The following is a 26646-nucleotide window of genomic DNA, read 5'->3' on the forward strand; positions in this document are numbered from 1 at the left end:
AGGCCATGTCGTTCCTCACCTTGACGGATCTGTCGAAATCGTTCGGCGATCTGCACGCCGTCGCCGACGTCAATCTGTCGGTCGAGAAAGGCGAGTTCGTGTCGTTGCTCGGGCCGTCGGGCTGCGGCAAGACCACCACCTTGCAGATAATCGCCGGCTTCATCGAGGCCACGCGCGGCCGCATCATGCTCGACGGCCGCGACATCACGCACATGCGGCCGAACCGGCGCGGCCTGGGCATCGTGTTTCAGAGCTATGCGCTCTTTCCGCATATGAGCGTCGAGCAGAACGTGAGCTTCGGTCTCGAGATGCGCGGCATCGACAAGGCCGAGCGCAAGCAGCGCGTGCACGACGCGCTCTCGCTCGTGCGGCTCGATGCGCTCGCGCATCGATTTCCGCGAGAGTTGTCGGGTGGCCAGCGTCAGCGCGTGGCGCTCGCCCGCGCGATCGTCATTGCGCCGCCCGTTCTGCTGCTCGACGAGCCGATGTCGAACCTCGACGCGAAGCTGCGCGAAGACATGCAGTTCGAGTTGCGCGCCATCCAGCGCAAGATCGGCACGACGACGATCATGGTCACGCACGATCAGTCCGAGGCACTGTCGATCAGCGATCGCGTCGTCGTGATGGAAGCGGGCCGCATCACGCAGGTCGATACGCCCTATCGCGCGTATGAACGTCCCGAGACGAGCTTCGTGTCGCAGTTCATCGGCAAGGCCAACATGCTGCGCGGCACGATCGTCGCGCGCGACGGCGACGCCATTCGCATCGATCTCGGCCACGATCTCGCGGAAACCGGCTCGACCTCGCAACTGCCGGAGCGCGAGCGCGCGATCGGCGTCGGCGATGCAGTCACCGTGTGCATCCGCCCGGAAAAGCTGAAGCTCGGCACGGCGGGCAGCGGACGCCTGCCCGGCCGCGTGACGAGCCGCTTCTTCCTCGGCAGCCAGTGGCTTTACCGGCTCGACAGTCGCGCGGGCGAAATGCTGGTCTGCTGCCAGAACCACGGCGACGAACCGCTCGAGGAAGGCGCGCAAGTGGGCATCGACTGGAACACGGAGTCGATCCGCTTCATCCAGCAGGAGGCCGCCCGTGGATAGCACGCTGCCCTCTTCCGAACACGCCGCGCAGGACGCGACGACCACCGCGCCGCGCGCGCCGTGGCACGCCTATCTGCCCTTGTGGATGATGAGCGCGCCCGCGCTGCTGCTCTTCGCGGCGCTGGTGATCGTGCCGCTCGCGATGACGCTCGCACTGACGTTCTATCGCTTCGATCCGTCGGCCGGGCCGATCGCCGCGTTCGATCTGCACAACTATGCCGAAGTGCTCGGCTCCTCGTACTTCCACACGATCTTTCTGCGCACGTTCGGCATCGCCGCGCTGGTCACGCTCCTGTGCGTCGTGATCGGCACGCCCGAGGCGTATATCCTGTCGCGCATGGGCGATCCGTGGCGCTCCATCTTTCTGCTGACGATCCTCGCGCCGCTGCTCGTGTCGGTGGTCGTGCGCGCATTCGGCTGGAGCATGCTGCTCAACGTGAACGGGCTGGTGAATCAGTTGTTCGGCGTATTCGGCATGGGCCCGTACAAGCTGCTCTATACGACCTTCGCGATCGTCATCGCGCTCGTGCACGTCATGCTGCCGTTCATGGTGATTCCGGTCTGGACCGCGCTGCAGCGTCTCGATCCGCAGACGGAAAATGCCGCGCTCTCGCTGATGGCCTCGCCCGCCGTCACGCTGCGGCGCATCGTGCTGCCGCAACTGGCGCCGGGCATTCTGTCCGGCAGCCTGATGGTGTTCGGCCTTTCGGCGAGCGCCTTCGCGATTCCCGGCCTGCTCGGCGGGCGGCGTCTGAAAGTGGCGGCCACGACCGTCTACGACCAGTTTCTCAGTTCGATGAACTGGCCGCTCGGGGCAACCATCGCGGTGCTGCTGCTCATCGCCAATCTGGTCGTGATGCTTACCTACTACCGCGTGCTCGAGCGGCGCTACGCGCGCAGCATGGGTTGAGGAGGCGATATACATCATGCGCAAAAACGGTCCCGTCGCGCTGGCGTTCCATACGATCGTGATCCTGTTCGTGCTGGCGCCGCTCGTCATCGTCGTGCTGGTCGCGTTCACGCCGGAAGAGACCTTGACGCTGCCCACGCGCGGCCTCTCGCTGCGCTGGTTCCGCGCGATTCTCGATTATCCCGACTTCATCTCGGCGTTCCTCAACAGCGTGAAGCTCGCGTTCGCGTCGGCGACGCTGTCGCTCGTCATCGCGCTGCCGGCGGGACTCGCGATCGGCCGCGCGCGCTTTCCGGGGCGCGGTTTCCTGAACGCCCTGCTGCTCTCGCCGCTCGTGATTCCCGGGCTCGTGCTCGGCATCGCGATGCTGCGCTTCTTTGCGCTGATCGGCGCGACCGGCTCGTTCACATGGCTGATCCTCGCGCACATGGTGGTCATCACGCCGTTCGTCATGCGCCTCGTGCTGGCCTCGGTGAGCGGCATGGACCGCAGCATTGAACACGCCGCGGCGTCGCTCGGCGCGAGCGCGTGGACGACCTTCCGCCGCGTCACCTGGCCGATGATCCTGCCCGGCATCACGGGCGGCTGGCTGCTCGCCTTCATCAACAGCTTCGACGAACTGACGATGTCGGTCTTCGTCACGTCGCCGCAGACCGTCACGTTGCCGGTGCGCATGTACATGTACGCGACCGAATCGATCGATCCGATGATGGCGTCCGTGTCGGCGCTCGTGATCTTCATCACCGCGGGCGCGATGCTGATTCTCGACCGCGTCTACGGGCTCAACCGCATTCTGATCGGCCAGCACTGAACGTTCATCGCCCAGAGATCCCATGAGCACCGTCACGCAGCATCATGCGCCGCAATTCGTCCGTCTCGCCGAGACGGAACGCGCGCGCATTTCCTTCGTACTCGACGGCGTCCCGACGCAGGCGCTCGCGGGCGACACGCTTCTGACCGCCATCCTGATGCAGCAGCGGCACGTGCACCACAGCGAATTCAGCGGCCAGCCGCGCGCGGGCTTCTGCCTGATCGGCGCGTGTCAGGACTGCTGGGTGCGCGGCGAGGACGGCAAGCGGATGCGCGCGTGCTCGACGCGTGTCGAAGCCGGCATGCGTGTCCTGACGAACATGGCGAACGCGGGAGACGAACGATGAGCGATGGGCATCGCGTGGTGATCGTCGGCGCGGGGCCGGCTGGAATTCGCGCGGCGGAAACGCTCGTCGCGGCGGGCATCCGTCCGGTCGTCATCGACGAAAATGCGCGCTGGGGCGGGCAGACCTATCGCCAGCCGCCGGCCGATGCAGGCTTCGCGCGCACGAAATCCGCGCTCTACGGCTTCGAGGCGAGGAAAGCCGAAGCCGTGCACGACACGATGGCGAAGCTGCTGCCGAAAATCGACTACCGCCCCGACACGCTCGCCTGGGCGTGCGAGCAGAATCGGCTCGATACGATCCACGCGGGCCGTGAAGCGAGCGTGCCGTTCACGCATCTGATCATCGCGAGCGGCGCGACCGATCGGGTCGTGCCGCTGCCCGGCTGGACGCTCGCCGGCGTCTATACGCTCGGCGGCGCGCAGGTCGCGCTGAAGGCGCAAGGCTGCGCGATCGGTTCGCGCGTCGTGCTGGCGGGCACCGGTCCGCTGTTGTATCTGGTCGCCTATCAATACGTGAAAGCGGGCGCGCAGGTCGCGGCCGTGCTCGATACGAGTCCGCTCTCGCGTCAGATCGCCGCCGCGCCACGCATGCTGAACCAGCCTGCGACGTTCGCCAAAGGACTGTATTACGTCGGATGGCTGCAGGCGCGCGGCGTGCGCGTCGAGCGCGGCGTGACGCTGCTTTCGATCGACGGCGACGATGCGGTGCGCGGCATTCGCTGGCGCGCGCGTCGCGGCGCGCCGCGTACTCTCGACTGCAGTGCCGTCGGCCTGGGCTTCGGCCTGCGCCCCGAAACGCAGCTCGCCGATCTCGCCGGATGCCGCTTCCGCTTCGACGCGCCGAATCGCTGCTGGCTGCCCGAGCGCGACGCCGCCGGCCGCAGTTCGGTGCGCACCGTTTATCTGGCAGGCGACGGCGCCGGTATCGCGGGCGCGGATGCCGCCGAGCTCGCTGGACGTCGCGCCGCGCTCGCGCTGCTCGAGGACATCGGCATGGCGTCGAATCAACGAGAGGCGAAGCAGCTCGAACACGAACTCGACCGCATCGCCGCTTTCCGCGCCGGAATCGAGCACGCATTCGCGCCGCCCGCGAACGCCGCGCAAGGCTGGCCCGACGATCTGACCGTCTGCCGCTGCGAGGAAGTCACCGCCGGCACGATGCGCGCGTGCGTCCGCAGCGGCCTTGCCACGGAAGTCAATCGCCTGAAGGCGCTCACGCGCATCGGCATGGGCCGCTGTCAGGGCCGCATGTGCGGCGAATCCGCCATCGCCCTGCTCGCGGCCGAAACCGGCAGACCGCTCGCCGATGTCGGCCGCGTGCGCAGCCAGGCGCCCATCAAGCCGATTCCGATCACGCCGATGCTCTACGACGACGGCGTGCAGGTGCAGCCCGAGGAAGCCCACGATGAGTGACACGCGCCCGGGTCTGCGTCATTACGATGTCGTCATCGCGGGCGGCGGTCTCGTCGGCTCGTCGACGGCGCTGGCGCTCGCGAAGCAAGGCATGCGGGTCGCGCTCATCGAACGGCGATTTTGCGGCGCGCAGGCGAGCGGCGTGAACTACGGCGGCGTGCGCACGCAGGGACGCACCGTCGAGCAGATGCCCCTCGCCGTGCGCGCGCGGCGCGTCTACAGCCGTCTGCCCGAGCTGATCGGCATCGACGGCGAACTCGTGGTGTCGGGTCATCTGCGGCTCGCGCGGCGCGAAGCCGATCTCGACGTGCTCGATCGATGGTCCGCGATGGCGCGCGAATACGGCGTCGAATCGCTGGTGATGAGCGGCGCGGCGTTCCGCAAGCGCTATCCGTGGCTCGGGCCCGCGGCGATCGGCGGCTCGCTTTGTCCGACCGATGGCCATGCGAATCCGCGTCTCGTATCGCCGGGTTTCGCGCATGCCGCGCGACGCGCGGGCGCGGACGTACGCGAGCAGACGGAGCTGGCCGATATCGTCTTCGACGGCGCGCGCTTCCAGATGCGCGCGGGCGGCGAGCGCATCAGCTCCGACTGGCTCGTCAACAGCGCGGGCGCGTGGGCGAATCGCATCGCGGGCGGCTTCGGCGAAACGGTGCCGATGAAGGCCATCTATCCGAACATGTGGGTGACCGAGCCGCTGCCGCGCTTCATCGGCCACAGTCTGGGCGTGGTGGGCGGCGGCATCTATGCGCGCCAGGTCGAGCGCGGCAACTGCGTGATCGGCGGCGGGCGCGGACACGGCGACGGCGAGTACGCGCAGCCGTCCACGGCCACCACGCGCGCCGTCATGCGCGACGCCTGCGCGCTCCTGCCCGCACTGCGCGACGCGCTCCTGATCCGCACGTGGAGCGGCGTGGAAGGCGAGACGCCCGACAGCAATCCCGTGATCGGGCCGAGCCGCACCACGCCGCGTCTTCTGCATGCGTTCGGTTTTTCGGGCGGCGGCTTCCTGCTCGCGCCCGGCGTCGGCGAAGTGCTCGCCGAGCTCGTCACGCAAGGCGAAACCGGTACGCCGATCGACGCGTTTTCGATCGGACGGTTCAGCCTGACGCCTCTCCCCGCCACTCACTAGCCATAACAAGGAAAACTCACGATGAAGCTGCCCCGCACTCTCGCCTCAGTTGCTTCCATCGCCGCGCTCGTCGCGTTCGGCGTCGCATCCTCCTCCGCCTGGTCGCAGAGCAAAACGCTATACATCGGCATGAACGGCGGCCCGATGGAAAAGGCCTATACGAGCCAGGTCCTGCCCGACTTCGAGAAAGCCAACAACGTAAAGGTCGTCGTGGTGCCGGGCACTTCGTCCGACGTGCTCGCCAAGCTGCTCGCCAACCGCAACAGCCCGCAGATCCACGTCGCGTTCCTGGATGACGGCGTGATGGCGCGCGCCGTCAGCATGGGCGTGTGCCAGAAGCTCGACGACTCGCCGGTGCTCAAGGATCTGTATCCGTTCGCGCGCCTGAAGGACGACATGGGCGCGGGCGTGCAGCTCGGCATGACCGGCATCGGCTACAACACGAAGCTCTTCAAGGAAAAGGGCTGGGCGCCGCCGACCTCGTGGATGGATTTCGCCGATCCGAAGTACAAGGGCAAGGTGGTGTTCCAGTCGGCGTCGAGCAGCACGTTCGGCCTGCACGGCTTTCTCGCGATCAACCGCCTCTTCGGCGGCAGCGAGAAGAATGTCGAGCCGGGCTTCACCAAATGGGCGACGACGGTCGGTCCGAACGTCGTCGAGTACATTCCGAACTCGGCAAAGCTCTCGGAGATGATCACGACGGGCGAAGCGGGCATCTTCCCGCTCACGCCGACCGCGATCGGCGATCTGAAGGACAAGGGCCTGCCGGCCGGCTACGTCGCGCCGAAGGAAGGCGCCGTGCTGCTGCTCGTCGATCTGTGCGTGGTAAAGAACAATCCGGATCCGGTGCTTGCGCAGAAGCTGGCGCAATACCTGTTGTCCGCGCCCGCGCAAACCAAGGCGGCCCAGGCCGGCAAGCAGATTCCCACCAACACGCAGGCGAAGATGACGCCGGACATGGAAAAGAATCTCGGCGATCTGAACGCGCTCGTAAAGAAAGTGACCGTCGTGGACTGGGACACGATCAACGCGAATCGCGCGCAGTGGGATCAGCGCTGGAATCAGCAGATCGAGAAATAGGCTTCGGTCGCGGTCGCCGCCTGGCTGTCGCTGCTCATGCGGATTGTTCCCGTGGTGCGGGCGGCGCGCCTTTGAAGCTGCAAGGGGCCGCCATATTCCCGCATTTCCGGTGCCCCCTACTATCCTTCCAGTGCGCGATACACGCCGGGCGGATCGTTGTCCATAGGGACCTTCCTCAAAGTTCCCGGCCGATCATTGTGCCGCTCGCAATGTCCTCGACCGTGTTGCATCACCCCAAGCGACTGCATATCCTCGACCGCATGGTCGCCGGATTCAACGGGTCTTGTCCTGCTTCACTCTGACTCCCGGGATTGTGCGTTCGGTTGCGCGGGCGTGCGCAGATAGGTGAGCAACATGTCGACATGCATGGAGGAAATCGACTCGTGGTTGACCTGCTCCGCGTAATTCCGACCCGTGAACGCCTCTATCGTGAAACGGTTGGACACGACGTAATAGCCCATCCCAACGACGGTAACGTAAAAGTCCAGCGGATCGACGCCCTCGCGGAATTCTCCGGTCGCCGTGCCACGCGCCAGTGTTGAACGCACCAGTTCCACTACTGGCGAGATGGTCTCGCGCAGTTTGCTCGAGCGCTCCAGATACCGTCCCTGATGCAGGTTTTCGTTGTTGATGAGGCTCAGCCACCGCGGATTGTTCCGAAGGTGCGCCCAGATCGACAGCACGAGCGTGCGCATGGCATCGGCAGGCACGAGATCTGCCAGGTCGAGCTGGCCCTCCTGGTCGGCGAAGTGCGCGTACATTGCCTCGAGCACCGCGACGTATAGCCCTTCCTTGCTTTGAAAATAATAATAGAGCATCCGCTCGTTGGTGCCTGCCGCAGAGGCGATAGCGTCGACGCGCGCCCCGGCGAGGCCCAGCGTCGAAAACTGGTCGGCGGCAGCGTCGAGAATACGCCGGCGTGTGCCTTCTGGGTCTCGTTTGACTCGTTGTTCGCTCATATGCTCGATGATGTTATAGCAACAGGCTCCGTTGCGGCGATGACTTGACAGCTTCCATTATGCCGCCGCCATCGGACGAACATTCCGTGCCTCTCGTGCGCGACTCTATGAGTCCGGATTGCGGCTGGCGCCGAGGTGTCTTGAATAAGCGCGGGCCTGGCTGGCGAGAGGCATTGCGTCCCCACCGATGCATTCTACGGAAATTATCACCCGCCGTGGCACACGTACAGTGGAGCTGGTCTCTTGTCAGGCAGATCAGCACATCGGCGGACCGCGCTCTCCCGTGTCGCTCGTCGACGAATGAATACCTGGAAGCACGCGAGGGAAGTTTGCCTCCGTGCCACTTGCAGCCATCGGTGCACGATTCATCGCGACGGGCGCAACCATGGCGCGGATCGAAAGACGTCGAACATGAATGACATGGTTCAAGTGAACGACTCCTGCAGCGCATGTGCTGCGGTCCTCGTGTTCCCGAACCCCGGGCAAGCCAGCGAGATCGTGCACGGGCGCGCGCAGCGCACGCCTGCCGGCCTGACGCTCAAACGTCGGAGCTTTGCCGTGCGATGGAAGTGGTTCTTGCGAATGCCCGCGGCCTTCTTGACCGGTGGCAAGGGCGACGCCCTGTCTTCAGCCACCCGATCCGGGTGGTCACCCGCTTCCCCACATCCCGTACCGTGACCACGACAAATCCGTCAACCAGGAGACGAAATGGACCGTGGCCAGGCATTCATCCAGAGCGCTTCCAGCGAAGCTCACCCGCGTGCTCACGCAATCGATGCTCCCAGCGAAAACTGGCCCTTCGAGGTCGCGCGCTGCTCGCCCGCGATCGGCGCGGAGATAGGCGGACTGGATCTGCGCCAGCCGCTCGGCGACGACACGTACAAGGCGCTGCGCCGCGCGCTCGTGCATTACAAGGTGCTCTTCTTTCGCGATCAGGACATCACGCCCGCGCAGCACGTGGCGCTCGCGCGGCGCTTCGGCGATCTGGAGATCCATCCGGCATTTCCGCATCACGCGGATCATCCCGAACTCGTGATCCTCGGCCGCAACGACACGAAGCGCGGACACGAAAATCTCTATCACAGCGACGTCTCCTGGCGCGAGATACCGTCGATGGGGTCGATCCTGCGCTGCGTGACGTGCCCCGAGGTCGGTGGCGACACGATCTGGATAAACATGGCGGCCGCCTATGAAAATCTGCCCGCCGACGTCAAGCACACGATCGCGAACCTGAAGGCCGTGCATGATTTCATGCCGCTCTTCAGCATTGCGGTCGATGAGGCGCGCCATGCCGCCCTGCGCACGCAATTTCCGCCCGTCCTGCATCCGGTGGTGCGCATGCATCCCGAATCCGGCGAAAAGATCCTCTATGTCAATGAGGCGTTTACCACGCACATTGACAATTTCGGCATTCACACGAAGGAGCACTATCGATTCGGCTTCGACTTCAAGCTCGCCGAAATGGATCTGCTCCAGTATCTGTTCCGTCAGGCGCAAGCGCCCGAATATCAGGTGCGGCTGCGCTGGAAGCCGAATACCATCGCGTTCTGGGACAACCGCTCGTGCCAGCACTACGCGGTGCAGGACTATTACCCCGCCGTACGGCACATGATGCGCGCGACGATCATCGGCGACCGTCCGGTCTGAGTCGATTCAAATCTTCACGACAGGAACACGATGAAAAACATCGGCACCTTCTATATCGACGGCCGCTGGGTCGAGCCGTGCGCGGGCGGCGCGCGCGTGGACATCGTCGATCCGGCGACCGAGACCCGCATCGGCCAACTCGCGATGGGGACCGCGCCGGACGCCGATCGCGCCGTCGCCGCAGCGCGCATGGCCTTCCCCGCCTGGTCCGAATCGACGCGCGGGACACGCATCGCGCTTCTGGAGCGCATCATCGCGTGTTATCGCGACCGCATCGAGGAGATCGCGCAGGCAGTGTGCGCGGAAATCGGCGCGCCCATCGCGCTTGCAAGAACGCTGCAGGCACCGATCGGGCTCGCGCAATTGCAGGCGGCGCTCGAGACACTGCGCAGCTTCGAATTCACCGGGACACGCGGCAAGAGCGAACTGCGCAGGGAAGCGATCGGCGTCGTCGCGCTGATCACGCCGTGGAATTGGCCGCTCAACCAGATTGCCGCCAAGGTCGCGCCCGCGCTGGCCGCGGGTTGCACGGTGGTGCTGAAGCCGTCCGAAATCGCGCCGCTCGACGCCGTCATTTTCGCCGAAATCATGCATGAAGCCGGCACCCCGCCTGGCGTATTCAACATGCTCTTCGGCGAGGGCCGCGTGGTCGGCGAGCGACTGGCGTCGCATCCGGACGTCGACATGGTGTCGATCACCGGATCGACGCGCGCGGGCGTCGAAGTCGCGATCAGCGCGGCGCCCACCGTCAAGCGCGTAGCGCAGGAACTGGGCGGCAAGTCGCCGCTGCTGATTCTCGACGACGCCGATCTTCCTGGTGCCGTGACGACGGGCGTCACACAGTGCATGACAAACTCAGGGCAGACCTGCATCGCGCCGACACGCATGCTCGTGCCCCGCGCGCGCTACGAGGATGCCGTCGCGACCGCCGCCGCCGCCGCGAACGCGATCACCGTCGGGGCGCCGACCGATCCGGCCACGAAAATGGGGCCCATCTCGAACCGCGCGCAGTACGAGAAAGTCCAGCGCATGATAGCCGCCGGCATCGAGGAAGGCGCGCGCGTCGCAGCGGGAGGCCTCGGCCGCCCGCTCGGTCTCGAGCGCGGCTTCTACGCGCGTCCGACCGTGTTCGCCGACGTGCGCAGCGACATGACGATCGCGCGCGAGGAAATCTTCGGGCCCGTTCTCGTCATCATCCCGTACGACAGCGAAGCGCAAGCCATCCAGATTGCCAACGACTCGATCTACGGGCTCTGCGCTTACGTCGCGTCGGGCGACACGGAGCGTGCGCGGCGTGTGGCCGCGAAACTGCGCGCGGGCTCGGTCCGCATCAACGGCGCCATGCTCGACATCACCGCGCCCTTCGGCGGCTACAAGTCGTCGGGGAATGGCCGCGAGTATGGTCCGGAGGGCCTCACCGAATTTCTCGAGTGCAAGTCGGTGACTGTCTGAAAGGATCGGGCGCGTGCTCGGCGAAGGCGGCGTTTCGCGCTCTCGACCGGCACCTGCGAATATCATTCGTATGACTGAGAAAGCCGGCATGCACGGCGACACGCGGGCCACCCTACCCGAACGCCTGCACGTCCGATATCGGTATCGCCACTGAGCCGATGCGCGCGGCGAGTGAGCTAGAATCAGCCGGTCTCAATTTGTCTTGCCGCGTCGTCCGAAATCGGCGATGCGGGCAGGAGCAAGGCGCAGGTTGATATGCAGCAGATCCCGGTTTCCGCCACGACGTGTCCGCGCAATACGGACGACCAGAAATTCAGCGCCGATCCACGATGGACGCCCCCGCGTTCCGGCGCCCGCGTCGTGGCCCGCGAAAGGCTGATCACGCAATTGCTCGATGCGCGGCGCAAACGTTGCATCGTCGTGCAGGGGCCGGCGGGCTCGGGCAAAACCACCGCATTGGTTGCCTGGCGGGAAGCATTGCTGCCGCTCGGCTTCGATATCGCCTGGCTCACTTTTTCGCCCGACGCCGATGACTCCACGCACTGCGTCGATTATCTGGTGACGAGTCTCGCGCAGATCGACCCGTCGATCGGCCGCGAGGCGGCGCTCCTCGGCGGACGCGGCACGGACGACGAAGCCGTCGAGCGCACCGTGATCGCGCTCGTGAACGGCATCGCGAATCATCCGACCCAGGTGGTGCTCGTGCTCGACGATGTGCACCATCTCGCCGATGCCCGCAATCACGAGGCCTTGCAATGGCTGCTGGACTATGCGCCGCCGAATCTGCATATCGCGCTGTTGTCGCGCACGATGTTGCCGCTGGCCCTCGGACGGCTGCGCGATCAGGGGCTCGTCCTGGAGCTGGACATGCGCGACCTGCGCTTCACGGCGCAGGAGTCCGAAGTCTTCCTGAAGGCGCAGATCGGCGAAATTCCGGCAAAAGAGGCGCGGCGCCTGCATCAGCTCGCCGACGGCTGGGCGGCCGGCCTGCAACTGTTCGCAATCCATGCGAAGCTCAGACAGAAGGCGGGCTGCGCTGGCGCACCGCAAGAGGCCGCATCGCAGATTCAGTTGCACGATCCGCAAGCCTTCGCGGAGTATTTCGACCGCGAAGTGCTGTCGCGGCTCGAAGCCCCGGAAGTGGAGCTCCTGATCCGCATGGCCGTGTGCACGCGCGTCTGTGCATCGTTGTGCGTGGCGCTGGTCGCGAACGAACAGGACGCGGCCGAGGTCGTCGCCCTCCTCTCCCGGCTCGATAGCGACAATCTTTTCGTGGCGCCCATCGAAGCGGCGACGGGCGCCGAAGTCTGGTATCGACTCAATCCGCTTTTTCGAGAGACGCTGCTCGGGCGCTTTCGCGCGCGCAGCCAGCGCGATCAGCGCGACGTCCATATGAGGGCATGGGCCTGGTTTCGCGATCACGGCCACCCGGACGAAGCCGTGCATCACGCGTTGCTCGCGGGCGATACATCGGCGGCGGCCGACCTCGTGCTGCAAGTCGCGCGGCCGCTGCAGGTAAAAGGCGATCTGCGCAAACTCGTCGCGCTGATGCGCATGCTGCCCGAAGCTGAAATCGAGACGCGTCCCGGCTTGCGGATGTGGATGGCGCATCTGCATCTCTATGCGCGGCGCTTCGATGCGTGCGCGGCGGCCATTGCCGCGCTGAAGCGCGACACCGGCGAGAACGACACGCGCCCGCGCTACCGGCTGACGCTGCTCGACGCCGCGCTCGCGGCGCAACGCGACGACCCCGATGGCGCCATGTCGATCCTGCCGGAGTTGCTGCGCACGCCTGAGCATTCCGACGGATGGATTATCGGCGCGCGCAACAATCTGCTTTCCTGGCTCTACATGCATCGCGGCCACTACGAAGACGCGCGCCGCCTGCAGCTGGACGCCCCGCCGCTCATCGTCGATGGCGCACCGCTCGTCGGCACCAATGTCGGCACGCTGAGCGGACGATGCTTCGTCGGCTTCAGCTATGCGCTCGAAGGAAAGTTCACGCAGACGGAGCGTATCTGCCGCGACGTGCTGTTCGAGGCCGAGCAATACGGCCACGCCGCCGCGGATGCCAGTTGCTTTGCATCGGCGCTGCTCGCGGAAGTGCTCTACGAATTCAACGAACTGGATGCCGTGCGCAAGCTTATCGAATCGCGAGCCGACCTGCTCGAACGCGTGTCGATTCCCGATTCGGTGCTGCGCGTGCATACCGTGCTGTCGGCGACGCATTGGCTCCTGGGCCATCGGCTCGATGCCTTCGCCTATCTCGAGCGTCTGGACGAGTATGCGTCGCAGCGCGATCTGCCGCGTCTCGTCGCGTGGGCGCTCGCGGAGCAGGTTCAGCGGCATGTTTCGATCGGTCAGATGGATGCCGCCGACGCCACGCTCGCACGTCTCGATGCGCTGGCCGCATCGATTCCGGCGGAACGGCCCGGCACGCGCGCCGAAGTGCTCGTCGCGGCCGGGCAGGCTCACGTCGACTGGTGCGTGGCGCATGAAGACTTCGAGGCCGCCGCGATACGGTTACAACCGCTGATCGCGCGCTGCGATGAGCGCGGCTGGCAGCGGCGCGCGGTCCGGTTCGGGATGCAGGCTGCCGTCGTCGCCGCGCGGCTCGGACGGCTCGACGCCGCGCGCGACGGCGCGCTGGCCGCATTGCGCCGCGGGCACCGGCTCGGGCTGCTGCGGACCCTGCTCGATGCGGACCCGGGCGCCGCCGAACTGATCCGGCGCGTGCTCGCTGACGAGCGCGATGATCCCGTGCTCGCCTTCTACGGCGCGCGCATCGACGCCGCCCGGAGCGCTGCGCCCGCCAGCCCGGCGCGCGCCGCGACACAGGCCGACGCGCGCCGCGCCGAGGTACTGAGCGAGCGGGAGACGGAGGTCGTACGGCTGCTGTCGCAGGCGCTGCCGAACAAGAAGATCGCGCGCACGCTCGGCTTGTCGCCAGAAACCGTCAAGTGGCATCTCAAGAACATCTACGGCAAGCTCGGCGTGTCGAGCCGCGACGAGGCGGTCGCGCGCGTGCGTGATTTCGAACTCGGCTGCGCTTCGGGCGAAGCCGTCCGATAGCGCCTTCGCGTGCCTTTTCCGGCGCCGTCGGGGAAAGCCGCGCGCTTCCCGCGAGTCGTCGGTCTCGAGCCGTTCCGTCCAACGATAACCATCAACGGGCGCCGTGACATGGGCCGGACGTGTGTCAGGCGACGAACCCGAGCCCTTGCGCTTTCATGCAGTCAATGGCGCGATCGTCGAAGCCCCATTCACGCAACGCGCTCGAACCGCCCTCGCCGCGCTGCGGCTTCGGCCCTCTGATTTCCGACGGCGTGGCCGAGAAGCGCGGCGCGGGCGCGGGTTGGACGACGCCCTCCACTTCGACGAAGCTGCCCCGTGCGCGATGATGCGGATGCGCAGGCGCTTCGGAGAACTTGAGCACGGGCGCGACGCAGGCATCGCTGTCGGCGAATGCCGTGCACCATTCGTCGCGCGTGCGGGACGCGAACGCGGCCGCGAAGGCTTCGCGCAGTACCGGCCAGCCCGCGCGGTCGTGCTGCTTCGGCAGTTGCGCGCCGGCAAGGCCGAGCTTATCGAGCAGTTCGGCATAGAAGCGCGCTTCGACGGCGCCCACCGCCATGTAGTGACCATCGCGCGTGCGGTAGCTGTCGTACCAGGGCGCGCCGCCGTCGAGCAGGTTGGCGCCGCGCGCTTCGGTCCAGTTGCCCGAGGCGAGCAGTCCCCAGATGATGGCGCCAAGCTGCGCGGCGCCTTCGGTCATCGCGGCGTCGACCACCTGGCCCTTGCCGCCGCGCGCCACGTTCAGCAGCGCCGCGACTACCCCGAGCGCGAGCAGCATGCCGCCGCCGCCATAATCACCGACGAGGTTGAGCGGCGGCACCGGCGCACCGTTCGCGCGCCCGATGCCCGACAGCACGCCCGACAACGCGATGTAGTTCAGGTCGTGCCCCGCGCGCGCCGCGAGCGGTCCGGTCTGTCCCCAGCCGGTCATGCGTCCGTAGACCAGCTTCGGATTGCGTTCGAGCGCCTCGTCGGGGCCGAGCCCGAGCCGCTCCATCGTGCCGGGCCGGAAGCCCTCGATCACGACATCGGCACGCTCGACCAGTTCGAGCAGCACGCCCGCCGACGCCGGCTGCTTCAGATCGATCGTGACCGAGCGCCGTCCGCGCCCGCTGATGTCGATGCGCTTGCCGGCCATCCTGATGCCGAGATCCTCGGGCGGCAGCGGCCGGTCGACGCGCAGCACGTCGGCGCCCATGTCGGCCAGCAGCATCGCGCCGAACGGGCCGGGCCCGATGGCTTCGAATTCAAGCACGCGGATTCCGCTCAATACGCCCATCGTCTTCTCTCCTGTCGATTTCGCGCGCATGCAACGCGCAATGAGGCGAACCGTCGAACGCCTTGCCCGAGAGAGAAGTAGAACCTGTCGTCAAAAGCGGTGGACCACCCCGCGCGGGTGGCGCACGGTGCGCGCGCGAACCGGTCACATGCCCCAGCGCAGCCCCGCCGTATGCACCGGACTGTCCCAGTGCCGGGTCATTTCGTCGTCGAGCGTGCAGAGCGTGATCGATGCGCCCGCCATCTCCAGCGAGGTCGTGAGGGCGCCCACCTGCGAGCGGGCGACGTTCAGGCCGCGTCCGTCGATCCACGTGCGCGCCGCGTTGTAGAGCAGATAGAGCTCGGAGAGCGGCGTGCCGCCGAGCCCGTTGACGAGCACGAGCAAAGGCGCATCGGCGGCGGGCTTCAGATCCTGGACGATCGCCGTGAGCAGTTCGTCGGCGATGGCGTTCGCCGTCTCGAACTTTGCGCGCCTGCGCCCCGGTTCGCCGTGTATGCCCACGCCGATTTCGATCTCGTCCGCGCCGAGCGTGAAGGTCGGCCTGCCCGCGGCGGGCACCGTGCAGCTCGAAAACGCGACGCCCATCGAAGCGATGCGTCCCGCCACGCGTTCGCCGAACGCCCTGCACGCCTCCAGATCCGCGCCGCTTTCCGCGAAGCTGCCGACGAGCTTCTCGACGATCGCCGTGCCCGCGACGCCGCGCCGCCCCGTCGTGAAGCTGGAGTTCTCGACGGCCACATCATCGTTGACGAGCACCGTCGCGTTCGGCATTTCGCAGAGCTCGGAGGCCATCTCGAAGTTCATCAGATCGCCGGAGTAGTTCTTCACGATGAACAGCACGCCCGCGCCGGTGTCGGCGGCCTGGGCCGCGGCCATCATCTGGTCGGGTGTCGGCGAGGTGAAGACCTGGCCGGGGCAGGCGGCGTCGAGCATGCCGTATCCGACGAATCCGCCGTGCAGCGGCTCGTGCCCCGAGCCGCCGCCGGAAATGACCGCGACCTTGCCCGGCTTGAGCGACTTGCGCATGATGTAGACCGGATCGACGTTGAGCGTGACGAGATCCGCATGCGCCGCGGCGAAGCCCGCGAGGCTCTCGGCCAGATAATCGTCCACGCGATTGATGAACTTCTTCATGTCCCCGCCTCCTTGTGCGTTCAGGCTTCGTCCTGCGCGAGGCGCGCGCAGACGGCTGCGATCATGAGCTGGCTGGAGCGTGCGCCCGGGTCGATGTGTCCCCGCGAGCGTTCGCCGAGAAACGACGCACGGCCTTTGGTGGCGAGCATGTCGCGCGTCGCGAGCATGCTTTCCTCGGCGACGCGCGGCAGTTCCGCGAGTGCGTCCTGCTTCGACGCGCCGGCATCGGCCAGTGCCGAAAACCGTTCGGCGACGGGAATGAGCACGTCCATCATCGTCTTGCTGCCGGCGCCGGTCTTGCCGCGCTGTCCGACCGCCTCGACGCCGGCCGCGAATGCACGCGCGAAGCCGGCCGCGCCGCCATCGTCGGACGAGGCCCGGGCCATGCCCGTCAGCATCGAGAAGAAGAGCGGCCCGGACGAGCCGCCGACCGTCGACAGCACCTTCGTCGCCGCGAGCTTGAGCGCGGGCGCGAACGCTTCGGCCTCGATCTGCGCGCGCAGCGCGGCGAGCGCATCCATGCCGCGCAGCAGGTTGATGATGTGATCGCCGTCGCCGATCGCCTGATCCAGCGATGCGATTTCGTCGGCATGCGCCTTGAGCGACGCGTGCGCCGCATCGATGCACGCCATGACCGTCTTGCCGTTCATGCGCCGATCCTCCGTTGCGGGCAGAGTGAACAGAAAGGATACAGCGTCGCGCGGGCGCGCGTTATCGGGCGACGGTCTGCTCGCCCGGCGTCATTTTCGCTTCGCCCGGCGCGACGCCGAAGGCAGCCGCGCTCGCCGTGGCGTCCTGCGTGGCGGCGAGCGCGGACGTGCTCGGCACGGGCGCATCCGCATGGCGCGACTTGCCGAAGCTCGCGATGTAGAGCACGGCGGCCACGGCAACGCCCACCAGCACCGCCGCAACCGCCACGCCCGACGACTTTCGTCTCATCTTCCCTCCCGATCGGATACGATGACCCGGGCTCGCGGCCCGGCCCCCGTCGATGGTAGCAGCGCATGGCGCCGTACCTGCGTGGGCCGCCCCGCATTGCAGCACAGGCCATTCAATTCGAATCGAGGAGAACTCAACTCATGCACGCCGCCACGGCATTCAATCTGGTGCTCGTCTCGCTCATTGCGATCATCGCGCTCGAAGTGCTCGCCAAGCGTCTGCGGCTGCCGCCGGCCGCCGCACTGCTCGTCGGCGGCGTCGCGATGGCCTTCGTGCCGGGCCTGCCGAACATCGAACTGGACCCGGAGCTCGTGCTCGTCGTGTTCCTGCCGCCGCTCCTCATGTATGGCGCGTATTTCTTCGTGTGGGACGACTTCAAGCGCAATCTGAGCGGCATCCTGCTCCTCGCGATCGGCGCGGTGGCGTTCACGACGTTCGTCGTCGGCGTGGCCGTGCATCTCGTCGTGCCCGAGCTGCCCTGGGCCGCGTGCTTCGCGCTCGGCGCGGTGGTCTCGCCGCCCGACGCCGTCGCGGCCAAGGCCGTGCTCGAACGCGTGGCGCTGCCGCGGCGCCTCATGGTGCTGCTCGAAGGCGAAAGCCTGCTCAACGACGCGGCCGGCCTCGTGCTCTTTCGCTTCGCGCTGGCGGCGGCCTTGAGCGGCGTGTTCAGCGCGCCGCGCGCCGTGGCGAGCTTCGCGGGGCTCGCGATCGGCGGCATCGTGGTCGGGATCGTCGCGGGCTTCATCGCCGTCAAGCTCATGCGCGCGCTCGAGGACGACTATCTCGTCATCACCACGTCGATGCTCACGTCGTGGGTCAGCTATATCGCGGGGGAAATGCTCGGCGTGTCGAGCGTCATTGCGACGGTCACGTGCGGCATGGTAGTCGGCTGGCATCAGCACGAGGTGTTCACGGCGGCGCAGCGCATGCGCGGCACGGCGTTCTGGCAGGTCGTCGTGTTCGTGCTGGAGGCGCTCGTGTTCGTGCTGATCGGGTTGTCGCTGCGCGGCATCGCGGTGCGGCTGGGCGGCGTCGGCGATGCGTTCTCGCTGCTCGGCCCCGCGACGGCCGCGGTGATCGTCGTCGTCATCCTGTCGCGCTTCGTGTGGGTGTTCGCCGTCGAAGCGGTGAAATGGATCGCCTGGGTGGCCGGGGGCCGCAATCGCGCCGGTGACGACAGGTCCGGCACCCCCGCCCCGGACTGGCGCGCGGCGACCGTGGTGAGCTGGGCGGGCATGCGCGGCGTGGTGACGCTCGCGGTCGCGCTCTCCCTGCCCGAAGCGATGCCCGGCCGCGATCTGATCCTGTTCGCCGGCTTCGCGGTGATTCTCGTCACCGTGCTGCTGCAGGGCGCGACCATCGGCCCGCTGATCGCGTGGCTGTCGCTCGCGCGCGGGCACGAACGCTCGTCAGGTCATCTCAGCGAGCCGCAGGCCTGGGCGCGCGTGGAGGCGGCGCAGCTGGCCGCGATCCAGCCGCTCGTGCACGACGCGGACGGCAACGTGATCCATCCGCGTCTGCTCGAGCAGTATACGTATCGCGCGGCGCTCACGAAGCGCTTCGAGGACACGGAGGATTTTCCGCTGGACGCACGCCACGCGCATTACGACGTCGTGCTCGCCGCGATCGCGGCCGGGCGCGCGGAGCTGCTGCGGCTGCATCGCGGCGGGCAGATCCACGACGAGCAACTGCATTCGATGGAGCGCGATCTCGATCTGCAGGAGATCATGGCGCTTCATTCGCGCGGCTGAGCGAGCCAGGTCCCGCCGCCGCGCGAATGCGACGGCGCGGCGAGCGGTGTGTCGTCGGATGATTCGTCGCACTGCATCCACGTATGCGCGGTCACGCTCGCGTCCGCGTTGTTCCGCAGGCGGATGAGCCATTGGCCCGCGCTCGCGCGGCGCGTCCGCCCGCGCGCGGCGGTCGGTGCGAGCGCGACGAGGATCATGTGCCCGTCGCCGCGCGCGCCTCGTCCGAGATGCACGACGGTGCACAGCGCGTCGCCGCCGCGCGTGTAAGTGCCGATCTCGCCGAGCGTGAGCCACGCGCTCTCGACGCCGTCGGGCGGCACGATCTGCACGTCGACGCTCGGCTCGGCGCCGTCGCTCGACAGCCAGATTTCCGCGAGACTGGGCGAAGCGCAATCCGCGCGCACCGGCCAGCGCAACGCCGCTCGGTCCGCGATCGTCAGCTCGCCCCGGCAGCGCGACGGATCGTCGTTGGCGGATGGCAGCACGATGGAGCACGCGCCCGTGTCCATGAGCTCGCCGAGCGCGCTTTCGATGAGCGAGCTGCCGTCCTGTCGCCATGCGGCGTTGCCTGTGTTCATGCTGACGAGCGCATGACATTCCGCGCCGCCGGTGTGCTGCGCGCGTTGCACGATGTAGCGGACTGCGTCGAGCACGCCGGCGTCGGGGGAAGGTCCGAACGCATCGCGCATGATGCGGTGGCGCCGCCTGAGTTGCACGCCGATCATCGGCAAGGGCCGATCGTGCTCCCCGGCGCCCGGCAATGCGGACGATGGATAGCGGCCCGCGCGTGCGGCGGCCGCTGCGCCGTGGTCGGCGAGCCGATGGATGCGCGCGTCGCCGGCGGCGCGAGATACATCCGTCGATGCGGCATCGCTCAGCATCGCGTCTATCCGGGCTTTCATCAGTTCGCTTCCGTAACCGAGACCCGTCGCGGAATTCGCCGCATCGTTCTGATTCCAGAAGCACTGAAAGCGCGTGCTCGTGCCGAAAGCATCTTCCGCATAGCGTCGATGCAGAAACGAAAGACCATCCTCGCAGACGCCGACGATCACGCGCCCCACTTCGGGATGCATGGGCGCGGGCGCGAGCGGCGCGCGATCGAACCGCATCGGACGCACGCGCGCATCGCCGCGCGACGCGATCGCCAGCGCCTCGGTGAAGCGTTCGAACCTGCCTGCAAGCTCCGTGTGCAGATGCGCGAAGAACGCGCGCGTCACGTGGGCGGTGCAAAAGCGCGTGGCTTCGAGCACGGGCGGCGGATCGCGATAGAGCGCGGACATCCAGATCCAGTCACGCCAGCCGTTGCGTTCGATGGCGTGCGCGAACTGCCGGGCGGTGTCGCCACCTTGCTTCATTTCGATGATGATCGGAATGCGTCCGCGCGGCATGCCGCCCAAGTCACGATAACGCGTGATGTTCGCCCAGACGATGTAAGGATCGAGCCGCGTCACGGACGCAAGCGCCTGCTGCGCGACGGGCCCGAATCCGTCGCTCGCGGCCCGGGTCTCCCAATGCGGGCTCATTTTTTCCTCCCCTCCGTAACGTTCCGAGGGAGCAAGACCGCAAGCATCGCGGCCCGATGCGATGGCCGCGCCGGTCGAGCGCATCTTTCTTCATATCGCCGCCGGTGCTTCTGGTTCTTTCTGATGACGATTGCGTATGGTGGACGGGGTTCGTTTCATCGGAATATTTTGGAACCCGAAAGGAATGAGGTCGTCGCCACAAGCATACCGTAGTCACTGGCCGGGAGATTGGCAAGCCGAATCACCGCGCGAATGTTCGTCCCATATCGCAGCGCGCGACGCACGCCGATCAGTTCGATGCGTGATCCAGACGGGCGGCGCCCCGCGCCTCGCCCTGCGTCCGTGCATTCGCTTCACGCGTGAGCCTGGCGCGCCGCGCCAGCAGATTCAATCCTTCGACGAATCCGGCAAAGCCCATCGCCGCGTAGATGTAACCCTTCGGCACGTGCGTGCCGAAGCCTTCGGCGATCAGCGTCATCGCGATCACGAGCAGGAACGAAAGCGCGAGCGTCACGACCGTCGGATTGCGCTCGATGAACCGCGACAGCGGCTGCGCGGCGAACAGCATCGTGGCGACGGCGAAGATCACCGCGACGTACATGATCGGCAGATGCTCCGTCATGCCGACTGCCGTGATGATGCTGTCGACCGAGAACACGAGGTCGAGCAGCAGTATCTGGCCGATCGCGGCCCAGGCCGTCATCGCGCCTATGCCCGATGCGCGGCCGGGCGCATCATGCGCATCCTTCCCGACGTGATGATGCATTTCCTTCGTCGCCTTCCATACGAGGAACAGGCCGCCCGCGAGCAGGATGAGATCGCGCCAGGAGAATGCGTGATCGAACATGGAAAACACCGGCTCGGTCAGACGCGCGATCCATGCGACGGTGCCGAGCAACGCAAGCCGCATCACCAGCGCGAGCATGATGCCGATACGCTGCGTGCGCGCGCGTTGCGCGACGGGCAGCTTGTTGCTGAGAATCGAGATGAACACGAGGTTGTCGATGCCGAGCACCACTTCCATCACGATCAGCGTGACGAGTGCGGCCCACACGGCGGGATCGGCGGCAAGCGAAAGAAGATATTCCATGAGCGCGGAAGGTCTGAATCGACTGGGTGATTCCCCCCATCATCGGCGGATCGCGCAGTGGAAAAAATCAGCGATAATCGAAATCAGACTTCGGTTTTTCCGAAGCTTCCCGAACCGCTGGAATCCTCGAAGGAACAACGCGCATGCTCAACTATCGTCATCTGCACTACTTCTGGGTGGTCGTGAAGGAAGGCGGATTCGCCCGCGCGGCCGAGCGCCTCGACATGGCCGTGCAAACCATCAGCGCGCAAGTGCGCGAACTGGAGAAAGCGCTAGGTCACCAGTTGCTCAAGCCCGCCGGGCGCGGCGTGACGATGACCGAAGCGGGACAGGCCGCCTTCGCGCGCGCCGAGGAGATCTTCCAGATCGGCCAGTCGATCCCGGACGAAGTGCGCGAGGCGGCGAGCGGCACGCTGGCGCGTCTCGCGGTCGGATTGTCCGACGGCATCTCCAAGCTCGCGGCGCATGCGCTGCTCACGCCCGTGCTCGGCAATCCCTCGCTGCGCCTGCTCTGTCACGAAGGCGAGACCGACGAGCTGCTCGGCGAACTGGCGCTGCACCGGCTCGATCTCGTGCTCGCGAGCCATCCTGCGCCGCACAATCAGAACCTGCGCCTGACGAGCGAGCGGCTGATCGCCTCCCCGGTGGATTGGTACGGACCGGCGTCGATCGTGCGCAAGAGCGCCATCGACCGATTCCCGCAGAGTCTCGCCGCGCTGCCGATGCTGCTGCCGACGGGCCATTCGTCGCTGCGCGCGCGGCTCGACCGCTGGCTGGAGGCGCAGCGCATCACGCCTCGCATCGTCGGCGAATTCGAGGACAGCGCGCTCATGGCCGTGTTCGGCGCGCGCGGGCTCGGCGTGTTTCCGCTCGCCGAGTTCGGCGCGGGCGACGCTCCCCTGTTGCGCGGCCTGCGCTGGCTCGGCCGCTCGCCCGACGTGAAAGAGGAAGTGCACGCGATCGTCTCGCGGCGCGGGCGGCATCATCCGCTGACGCAACAGGTGCTCGCCGGCGCGGCAGGATGAACTTCGGTTTTTTCGAAGTTCGTGTTCCGCGCATTCTGCTTTTTGGTACGTCCCGAACGCCTTAGGCTGAACCCATGTCCAACAAGGAGACGTACATGAAAGTCCTGTTCAAGTCCCGCGACCCCGAAGCCATCGCGATGCACGCGCTCGCGAAGGCGCGCAGCGAATTCGTGTTTCGCCGCCTCGCATGGCTCATTTCGAAGGCGACGGTCAGCTTGTCCGACATCAACGGGCCGCGCGGCGGCGTCGACAAGCGGTGTCAGGTGGAGGTGCAGATGAGCCGGGAAAGCAAGGTCGTCGCGACGTCGATCGCGCGCGACTGGCGCGGCGCGCTCGATCTCGCGCTCACCCGCGCCGTGCGCACGCTGGTGCGGCGGCGTGAGCAGGTCAAGCCGACGCGGCGCGTGCGTGCCCGCGGCCTGGCATGGCAGCTCGCGCCGGAGCCTGCGCTGCAGGAAGCCGTCGCACCGCCCCTGCGGCTGGTGAGCAGAATGACGGGCCACGGCGCGTAACCGGGCGGCGCGCGTCTAGCGCGTGCGCACCACCCGCACCACCCGCACCACGCCCACGATCACGCCGAGCGCGGCCGACACCGCCGCGCCCACGAGCGCGACCTGCGCGCCGCCCTGCCCGTACAGGCCGAACGCCACCGCGGCGAGCGCGGCGCCGAGAGAGAGCCCGATCATGCGCGCCATCGTCATCAGGCCGCCGGCCGCGCCGCTGCGTTCATGCGGCGCGGCCGTCAGCATGATCCGGTTGTTGGGCGTCTGGAAAAAACCGAAGCCGATGCCGCACAGCGCGACGCGCCACACGATATCTGCATTCGACGGCGACGCGGGCAAGCCGATCAGCAGACACAGGCCCGCTGCCATGATCGCGAGCCCGATGCCGCCGATGAGCCCCGGCGCGTGACGATCCGAGAGCCGTCCCGCGAGCGGCGCGACGAACACGATCACGAGCGGCCACGGCGTGACGAGCAGCCCCGTCGTCGTCGCCGTGCGGGTGAGCTGATGTTGCAGCATGAACGGCAGCGCGACATAAGCGAGCGTCTGCGCCACGTACGAGCAGATCGACGTCAGCCCCGACAACGCCAGAATCGGAATGCGCAGCAGATCGAGCGGCACGAGGGGCGCGCTGCGTCCGCGTTGCTGCCTGATGAGCGCGAAGCCCGCGATGCACGCCAGCGCGATCTCGATCAAGGGCAGTGCGTGAAGCCTCGCGGCGCCATCGGTCACGTGCGCGGCGGCCGTTTCGCCCTCGCCCGCGCCAAGGCCGCCGACGCCGAGAATGAAGAGCGCGATCGCCCCCGCGCTCAGGAGCGCACCCGCGAAATCGAAGCGCCGCGCCGCCGTGACCGAAGGCGCGATGCGCGGAAGCATCGCGCTCGCGAGACAGAGCCCGAATATGCCCAGGGGCACGTTCACGGCGAAGAGCCAGCGCCACCCGGCCACCGAGAGAATGCCCGCCGCGACGGTTGGCCCCAGCGCCGCCGACAGCGCCACGGCCAGACCCAGCAGCGCGATGCCGCGCCCGACGAGCTTCGGCGGATAGACCTGTCGCAGAAGCGCGGGCACGACTGTCGACATGCTCGCGCCGCCGACGCCCTGCAGCGCGCGCGACGCGATGAGCAGCGGCAGGCTGGGCGCCGCAGCGCATGCGAGCGAGGCGGCCGTGAAGACCACGACGCCGCCGAGAAACACGCGCCTGAAGCCGAACATCTCCCCGAGCGACGCGAGCGGCAGAACCGACATCGCGACCGCCAGCTGATATGCCGTGACCACCCAGACCGTCTGCGCAGCGGGGCGCGACAGGTCGTGCGCGATGGTCGGCAATGCGACATTGGCGATCGACGAATCCAGATTGCCGAGAAAGGAGCCGAGCAGGACGGACAGCACGGCCCAGTAGTTGATGCGGTGCGCGATATGTTGTTGTGTTTGAGTCGTCATCGATCGAATGTGCTTCATGCCGCCCGCTGCTTCTTCTTGATGAGCGGCGCGCGCGCATGGTAACGGACGCGGGCATCGTCGCGCAAAAGAGCCCTGATGCGCGCCGGCGATTCCCTAAAAAGACGCGCACGCCGCGTGTCGCACGCGCAACGTCGACTCCTGCTCGAAGCGAGCCCGGTAGCGTTCTCGGATGGCGCCAACGGCTGCGTCGCTGGCTTCGTCGTCGGGATGCACGAGGCTCAGCACGTATGACGCCTCGCGCACGATCGAACCGTCCGCCGTGCGCCACTGCCCGTTCGCGCGCCATACCGTAAAACCTTGCGCGAAGCGCGGCGTGACTTCGGTACGCAGGAAGTCGTCCCATTCCTCGGGCGCAACCGTGCCCGTCGGCCTTGCCGTGCCGAAATAGACCATATCGCTCACGATGCGCTGCTCGCCTGGGGCGCATGCCTGCTTCGCCGTCGCCGCGCACGCCGAGAGCATGACGGAGAGGCACACCATCGAAATCGTTCGATATCCGAACATAATTGATATTAAATAGCGAAGAACGCCATGTTATAGCGCCGTTCCCGATTGTGTTTTCCGTTCACGATGCTATTTTCGTCGCCGGACACTTATAAGAGCGCCGCGCAAGGCGCAGGAGACACACATGACCTCGCGATCCGCCACGCTCGCCGTGCAGACCCTGATCGACGAAGCGCCCCTCTCGCGCTTTCAGATTGCAACCTTCCTCCTGTGCTTCGCGATTCTGGTGCTCGACGGTTACGACACGGTCGTCGTCGGTTATATCGCACCGGCGCTCAAGGCGCACTTCGGCGCGGCGCCCGCGCAACTCGCGCCGATGTTCGGCGCTGGCCTCTTCGGTCTCACCGTCGGCTCTTTCGTGTTCGGGCCCGTGGCGGACCGCTTCGGGCGCAAGCCGACGCTGATCGCATCGATCGCGCTCTTCGCGCTTTTCAGCCTGATCTCGGCATGGGCGAACTCGCTCGGGATGCTCATCGTGCTGCGCTTCATCACGGGACTCGGGCTCGGCGGCGCGATGCCCAACGCGTACACACTCGCCGCGGAATATTGCCCCGAGCGGCTGCGCTCGACGCTCGTCGCGCCGATCGGCTGCGGCATCGCGGCGGGCGGCGCGCTCGGCGGGCTCGCCGCGCCCCATCTGATCGGCGCGTTCGGCTGGCAGTCGATGCTCGTCGCGGGCGGCATCCTGCCGCTCGTCCTGATCTTCCTGCTGGCGCGCTGGCTGCCGGAATCGGTGCGGTATCTGGTGGCGCACGGCGCGCGGCAGGACGAGGCGCGTGCGATCCTCGCCCGCATCGCGCCGGGGGCGGATCTGTCGCGCGCCCGGTTGACGCTCGCGGAAACGTCGGCGCGCGGCTTTCCGATCGGCCAGTTGCTGCGGCCGGGAATCGGCGGCGGCACGCTGCTGCTCTGGATCACCGCGTTCATGGCGCTTCTGGTGATCTATTTTCTCGGCAACTGGCTGCCGATTCTGATTCAGCAAAGCGGCGTGCCGTTTCGCGAGGCATCGCTGATGACGGCGCTCTATCTCACCGGCAACAGTCTCGGCGCGATCCTGCTCGGCGTGCTGATGGACCGCTTCAATCCGCAATACGTGCTCGCGGTCGCGTTCGTGTGCGCCGCGGCGAGCCTCGCCTCGTTCGGGCATCTGACGGGGCATCCCGCGCTCGCGTGGCTCTCGCTCGTCGCGCTCTTCGTGACGGGCGTCGGCACCGGCGGCACCATGACCGGCACCAACATCCTCTCGACGGGCTATTATCCGACGGCCACGCGCGCGACAGGCGTCGCGTGGACGCTCGGCATGGGGCGCGTCGGCTCGATCGTCGGTTCGATGATCGGCGGCGCGATGCTCGCCGCGCACTGGCTGCCGCCGCGCATCTTCGAGGCGGTGGCCGTGCCGATCGCGCTCGCCGCGGTGAGCGTGTGCGCGCTCGCGGCTTATCGCGCGCGGCATCCGGCGCAGCATGCGCAAGCGGGTGAAGCCTCAGGCGAGGCGCCCGCTCGCAGCCTGTAGGCG

At 67.0% G+C, this 26646-nt stretch carries 23 protein-coding genes; 14 read left to right on the forward strand and 9 right to left on the reverse strand.

Annotated elements, in window-relative coordinates:
- The first annotated feature begins 5 nt into the window (after window positions 1-5).
- From AWB83_RS27075 to AWB83_RS27105, 7 genes are read left to right on the forward strand one after another with little or no spacing between them, the layout of a single operon-like run.
- Window positions 6-1097: an ABC transporter ATP-binding protein gene (locus AWB83_RS27075; RefSeq protein WP_087048748.1), complete on the forward strand. Its 1092-nt coding sequence runs from the start codon at window positions 6-8 to the stop codon at window positions 1095-1097.
- Window positions 1090-2007: an ABC transporter permease gene (locus AWB83_RS27080; protein WP_087048701.1), complete on the forward strand. Its 918-nt coding sequence runs from the start codon at window positions 1090-1092 to the stop codon at window positions 2005-2007. The genes AWB83_RS27075 and AWB83_RS27080 overlap by 8 nt, the downstream gene beginning before the upstream one ends.
- 16 nt (window positions 2008-2023) lie before the next feature.
- Window positions 2024-2818, forward strand: coding sequence for an ABC transporter permease (locus AWB83_RS27085; protein ID WP_087048702.1), 795 nt, complete (start codon window positions 2024-2026; stop codon window positions 2816-2818).
- Between the two features lie 22 nt (window positions 2819-2840).
- Window positions 2841-3164 carry a (2Fe-2S)-binding protein gene (locus AWB83_RS27090; protein WP_087048703.1) on the forward strand — a complete coding sequence of 108 codons (324 nt, stop codon included), beginning with the start codon at window positions 2841-2843 and terminating at the stop codon, window positions 3162-3164.
- Window positions 3161-4576 carry an FAD/NAD(P)-dependent oxidoreductase gene (locus AWB83_RS27095; protein WP_087048704.1) on the forward strand — a complete coding sequence of 472 codons (1416 nt, stop codon included), beginning with the start codon at window positions 3161-3163 and terminating at the stop codon, window positions 4574-4576. Before AWB83_RS27090 ends, AWB83_RS27095 begins: the two co-directional genes overlap by 4 nt.
- The gene (locus AWB83_RS27100) at window positions 4569-5708 is read left to right on the forward strand and encodes an NAD(P)/FAD-dependent oxidoreductase (protein WP_087048705.1); all 1140 of its coding nucleotides are present in this window, start codon (window positions 4569-4571) and stop codon (window positions 5706-5708) included. Before AWB83_RS27095 ends, AWB83_RS27100 begins: the two co-directional genes overlap by 8 nt.
- Window positions 5709-5729: 21 nt before the next feature.
- The gene (locus AWB83_RS27105) at window positions 5730-6788 is read left to right on the forward strand and encodes an ABC transporter substrate-binding protein (protein ID WP_087048706.1); all 1059 of its coding nucleotides are present in this window, start codon (window positions 5730-5732) and stop codon (window positions 6786-6788) included.
- Between the two features lie 293 nt (window positions 6789-7081).
- Here the strand turns inward: AWB83_RS27105 and AWB83_RS27110 are convergent, their stop codons facing one another.
- Complete coding sequence (locus tag AWB83_RS27110) at window positions 7082-7747, reverse strand: TetR/AcrR family transcriptional regulator (RefSeq protein WP_087048707.1); 666 nt, start codon at window positions 7745-7747, stop codon at window positions 7082-7084.
- Between the two features lie 708 nt (window positions 7748-8455).
- Here AWB83_RS27110 and AWB83_RS27115 point away from each other — a divergent pair.
- The 3 genes from AWB83_RS27115 to AWB83_RS27125 all read left to right on the forward strand — a co-directional run bounded on the left by AWB83_RS27115 (window position 8456) and on the right by AWB83_RS27125 (window position 13918).
- Window positions 8456-9394 carry a TauD/TfdA dioxygenase family protein gene (locus tag AWB83_RS27115; RefSeq protein WP_087048708.1) on the forward strand — a complete coding sequence of 313 codons (939 nt, stop codon included), beginning with the start codon at window positions 8456-8458 and terminating at the stop codon, window positions 9392-9394.
- A gap of 30 nt (window positions 9395-9424) precedes the next feature.
- Window positions 9425-10846, forward strand: a complete 1422-nt coding sequence (locus AWB83_RS27120) for an aldehyde dehydrogenase family protein (RefSeq protein ID WP_087048709.1) — start codon at window positions 9425-9427, stop codon at window positions 10844-10846.
- Window positions 10847-11101: 255 nt separating this feature from the next.
- Window positions 11102-13918, forward strand: coding sequence for a winged helix-turn-helix domain-containing protein (locus AWB83_RS27125; RefSeq protein WP_087048710.1), 2817 nt, complete (start codon window positions 11102-11104; stop codon window positions 13916-13918).
- Between the two features lie 124 nt (window positions 13919-14042).
- Here the strand turns inward: AWB83_RS27125 and AWB83_RS27130 are convergent, their stop codons facing one another.
- The 4 genes from AWB83_RS27130 to AWB83_RS27145 form a co-directional block, all read right to left on the reverse strand.
- On the reverse strand, window positions 14043-15197 hold the full coding sequence (locus AWB83_RS27130; RefSeq protein ID WP_087048749.1) for a CaiB/BaiF CoA transferase family protein: 1155 nt from the start codon (window positions 15195-15197) through the stop codon (window positions 14043-14045).
- Window positions 15198-15341: 144 nt separating this feature from the next.
- Window positions 15342-16331 (reverse strand): dihydroxyacetone kinase subunit DhaK, encoded by a 990-nt coding sequence (gene dhaK / locus AWB83_RS27135; protein ID WP_087048711.1) that lies wholly within the window; start codon window positions 16329-16331, stop codon window positions 15342-15344.
- A gap of 20 nt (window positions 16332-16351) precedes the next feature.
- Window positions 16352-16981 (reverse strand): dihydroxyacetone kinase subunit DhaL, encoded by a 630-nt coding sequence (gene dhaL / locus AWB83_RS27140; protein ID WP_087048712.1) that lies wholly within the window; start codon window positions 16979-16981, stop codon window positions 16352-16354.
- Window positions 16982-17042: 61 nt separating this feature from the next.
- On the reverse strand, window positions 17043-17270 hold the full coding sequence (locus tag AWB83_RS27145; RefSeq protein ID WP_087048713.1) for a hypothetical protein: 228 nt from the start codon (window positions 17268-17270) through the stop codon (window positions 17043-17045).
- 140 nt (window positions 17271-17410) lie between these two features.
- Here AWB83_RS27145 and AWB83_RS27150 point away from each other — a divergent pair, with 140 nt between their 5' ends.
- On the forward strand, window positions 17411-19021 hold the full coding sequence (locus AWB83_RS27150) for a Na+/H+ antiporter (protein WP_087048714.1): 1611 nt from the start codon (window positions 17411-17413) through the stop codon (window positions 19019-19021).
- Here the strand turns inward: AWB83_RS27150 and AWB83_RS27155 are convergent.
- Window positions 19006-20544 (reverse strand): hypothetical protein, encoded by a 1539-nt coding sequence (locus AWB83_RS27155; protein ID WP_087048715.1) that lies wholly within the window; start codon window positions 20542-20544, stop codon window positions 19006-19008. The genes AWB83_RS27150 and AWB83_RS27155 overlap by 16 nt on opposite strands.
- Window positions 20545-20833: 289 nt before the next feature.
- Window positions 20834-21634 carry a TerC family protein gene (locus AWB83_RS27160; protein WP_087048716.1) on the reverse strand — a complete coding sequence of 267 codons (801 nt, stop codon included), beginning with the start codon at window positions 21632-21634 and terminating at the stop codon, window positions 20834-20836.
- Window positions 21635-21777: 143 nt separating this feature from the next.
- Between AWB83_RS27160 and AWB83_RS27165 the strand changes: the two genes are divergently transcribed.
- Both AWB83_RS27165 and AWB83_RS27170 read left to right on the forward strand, forming a co-directional pair.
- Window positions 21778-22659, forward strand: a complete 882-nt coding sequence (locus AWB83_RS27165; protein WP_087048717.1) for a LysR family transcriptional regulator — start codon at window positions 21778-21780, stop codon at window positions 22657-22659.
- Between the two features lie 95 nt (window positions 22660-22754).
- Window positions 22755-23171 (forward strand): HPF/RaiA family ribosome-associated protein, encoded by a 417-nt coding sequence (locus AWB83_RS27170; protein ID WP_087048750.1) that lies wholly within the window; start codon window positions 22755-22757, stop codon window positions 23169-23171.
- A 15-nt stretch (window positions 23172-23186) separates the two neighbouring features.
- On the opposite strand, the gene AWB83_RS27175 is transcribed toward AWB83_RS27170, so the two are convergent.
- Together AWB83_RS27175 and AWB83_RS27180 are read right to left on the reverse strand one after the other, a co-directional pair.
- Complete coding sequence (locus AWB83_RS27175) at window positions 23187-24623, reverse strand: MFS transporter (RefSeq protein WP_244197903.1); 1437 nt, start codon at window positions 24621-24623, stop codon at window positions 23187-23189.
- A gap of 96 nt (window positions 24624-24719) precedes the next feature.
- On the reverse strand, window positions 24720-25106 hold the full coding sequence (locus AWB83_RS27180) for a DUF3574 domain-containing protein (protein WP_244197904.1): 387 nt from the start codon (window positions 25104-25106) through the stop codon (window positions 24720-24722).
- A gap of 148 nt (window positions 25107-25254) precedes the next feature.
- Here AWB83_RS27180 and AWB83_RS27185 point away from each other — a divergent pair, with 148 nt between their 5' ends.
- On the forward strand, window positions 25255-26643 hold the full coding sequence (locus tag AWB83_RS27185; RefSeq protein ID WP_087048719.1) for an MFS transporter: 1389 nt from the start codon (window positions 25255-25257) through the stop codon (window positions 26641-26643).
- The last annotated feature ends 3 nt before the right edge of the window (window positions 26644-26646 follow it).

It is taken from the genome of Caballeronia ptereochthonis (genome assembly GCF_001545075.1).
GTDB classification, from domain to species: domain Bacteria; phylum Pseudomonadota; class Gammaproteobacteria; order Burkholderiales; family Burkholderiaceae; genus Caballeronia; species Caballeronia ptereochthonis.

Excerpts from the sequence above, each read along its gene's own strand:
- AWB83_RS27110 (WP_087048707.1), bottom strand. The coding sequence starts at position 7,747 with ATGAGCGAACAACGAGTCAAACGAGACCCAGAAGGCACACGCCGGCGT.
- AWB83_RS27180 (WP_244197904.1), bottom strand. The coding sequence starts at position 25,106 with ATGGTGTGCCTCTCCGTCATGCTCTCGGCGTGCGCGGCGACGGCGAAG.
- AWB83_RS27160 (WP_087048716.1), bottom strand. The coding sequence starts at position 21,634 with ATGGAATATCTTCTTTCGCTTGCCGCCGATCCCGCCGTGTGGGCCGCA.
- AWB83_RS27095 (WP_087048704.1), top strand. The coding sequence starts at position 3,161 with ATGAGCGATGGGCATCGCGTGGTGATCGTCGGCGCGGGGCCGGCTGGA.
- dhaL (WP_087048712.1), bottom strand. The coding sequence starts at position 16,981 with ATGAACGGCAAGACGGTCATGGCGTGCATCGATGCGGCGCACGCGTCG.
- AWB83_RS27185 (WP_087048719.1), top strand. The coding sequence starts at position 25,255 with ATGACCTCGCGATCCGCCACGCTCGCCGTGCAGACCCTGATCGACGAA.
- AWB83_RS27075 (WP_087048748.1), top strand. The coding sequence starts at position 6 with ATGTCGTTCCTCACCTTGACGGATCTGTCGAAATCGTTCGGCGATCTG.
- AWB83_RS27125 (WP_087048710.1), top strand. The coding sequence starts at position 11,102 with ATGCAGCAGATCCCGGTTTCCGCCACGACGTGTCCGCGCAATACGGAC.
- AWB83_RS27150 (WP_087048714.1), top strand. The coding sequence starts at position 17,411 with ATGCACGCCGCCACGGCATTCAATCTGGTGCTCGTCTCGCTCATTGCG.
- AWB83_RS27165 (WP_087048717.1), top strand. The coding sequence starts at position 21,778 with ATGCTCAACTATCGTCATCTGCACTACTTCTGGGTGGTCGTGAAGGAA.
- AWB83_RS27130 (WP_087048749.1), bottom strand. The coding sequence starts at position 15,197 with ATGGGCGTATTGAGCGGAATCCGCGTGCTTGAATTCGAAGCCATCGGG.
- AWB83_RS27170 (WP_087048750.1), top strand. The coding sequence starts at position 22,755 with ATGAAAGTCCTGTTCAAGTCCCGCGACCCCGAAGCCATCGCGATGCAC.
- AWB83_RS27155 (WP_087048715.1), bottom strand. The coding sequence starts at position 20,544 with ATGAGCCCGCATTGGGAGACCCGGGCCGCGAGCGACGGATTCGGGCCC.
- AWB83_RS27100 (WP_087048705.1), top strand. The coding sequence starts at position 4,569 with ATGAGTGACACGCGCCCGGGTCTGCGTCATTACGATGTCGTCATCGCG.
- AWB83_RS27120 (WP_087048709.1), top strand. The coding sequence starts at position 9,425 with ATGAAAAACATCGGCACCTTCTATATCGACGGCCGCTGGGTCGAGCCG.
- AWB83_RS27145 (WP_087048713.1), bottom strand. The coding sequence starts at position 17,270 with ATGAGACGAAAGTCGTCGGGCGTGGCGGTTGCGGCGGTGCTGGTGGGC.
- AWB83_RS27085 (WP_087048702.1), top strand. The coding sequence starts at position 2,024 with ATGCGCAAAAACGGTCCCGTCGCGCTGGCGTTCCATACGATCGTGATC.
- AWB83_RS27105 (WP_087048706.1), top strand. The coding sequence starts at position 5,730 with ATGAAGCTGCCCCGCACTCTCGCCTCAGTTGCTTCCATCGCCGCGCTC.
- dhaK (WP_087048711.1), bottom strand. The coding sequence starts at position 16,331 with ATGAAGAAGTTCATCAATCGCGTGGACGATTATCTGGCCGAGAGCCTC.
- AWB83_RS27090 (WP_087048703.1), top strand. The coding sequence starts at position 2,841 with ATGAGCACCGTCACGCAGCATCATGCGCCGCAATTCGTCCGTCTCGCC.
- AWB83_RS27175 (WP_244197903.1), bottom strand. The coding sequence starts at position 24,623 with ATGAAGCACATTCGATCGATGACGACTCAAACACAACAACATATCGCG.
- AWB83_RS27115 (WP_087048708.1), top strand. The coding sequence starts at position 8,456 with ATGGACCGTGGCCAGGCATTCATCCAGAGCGCTTCCAGCGAAGCTCAC.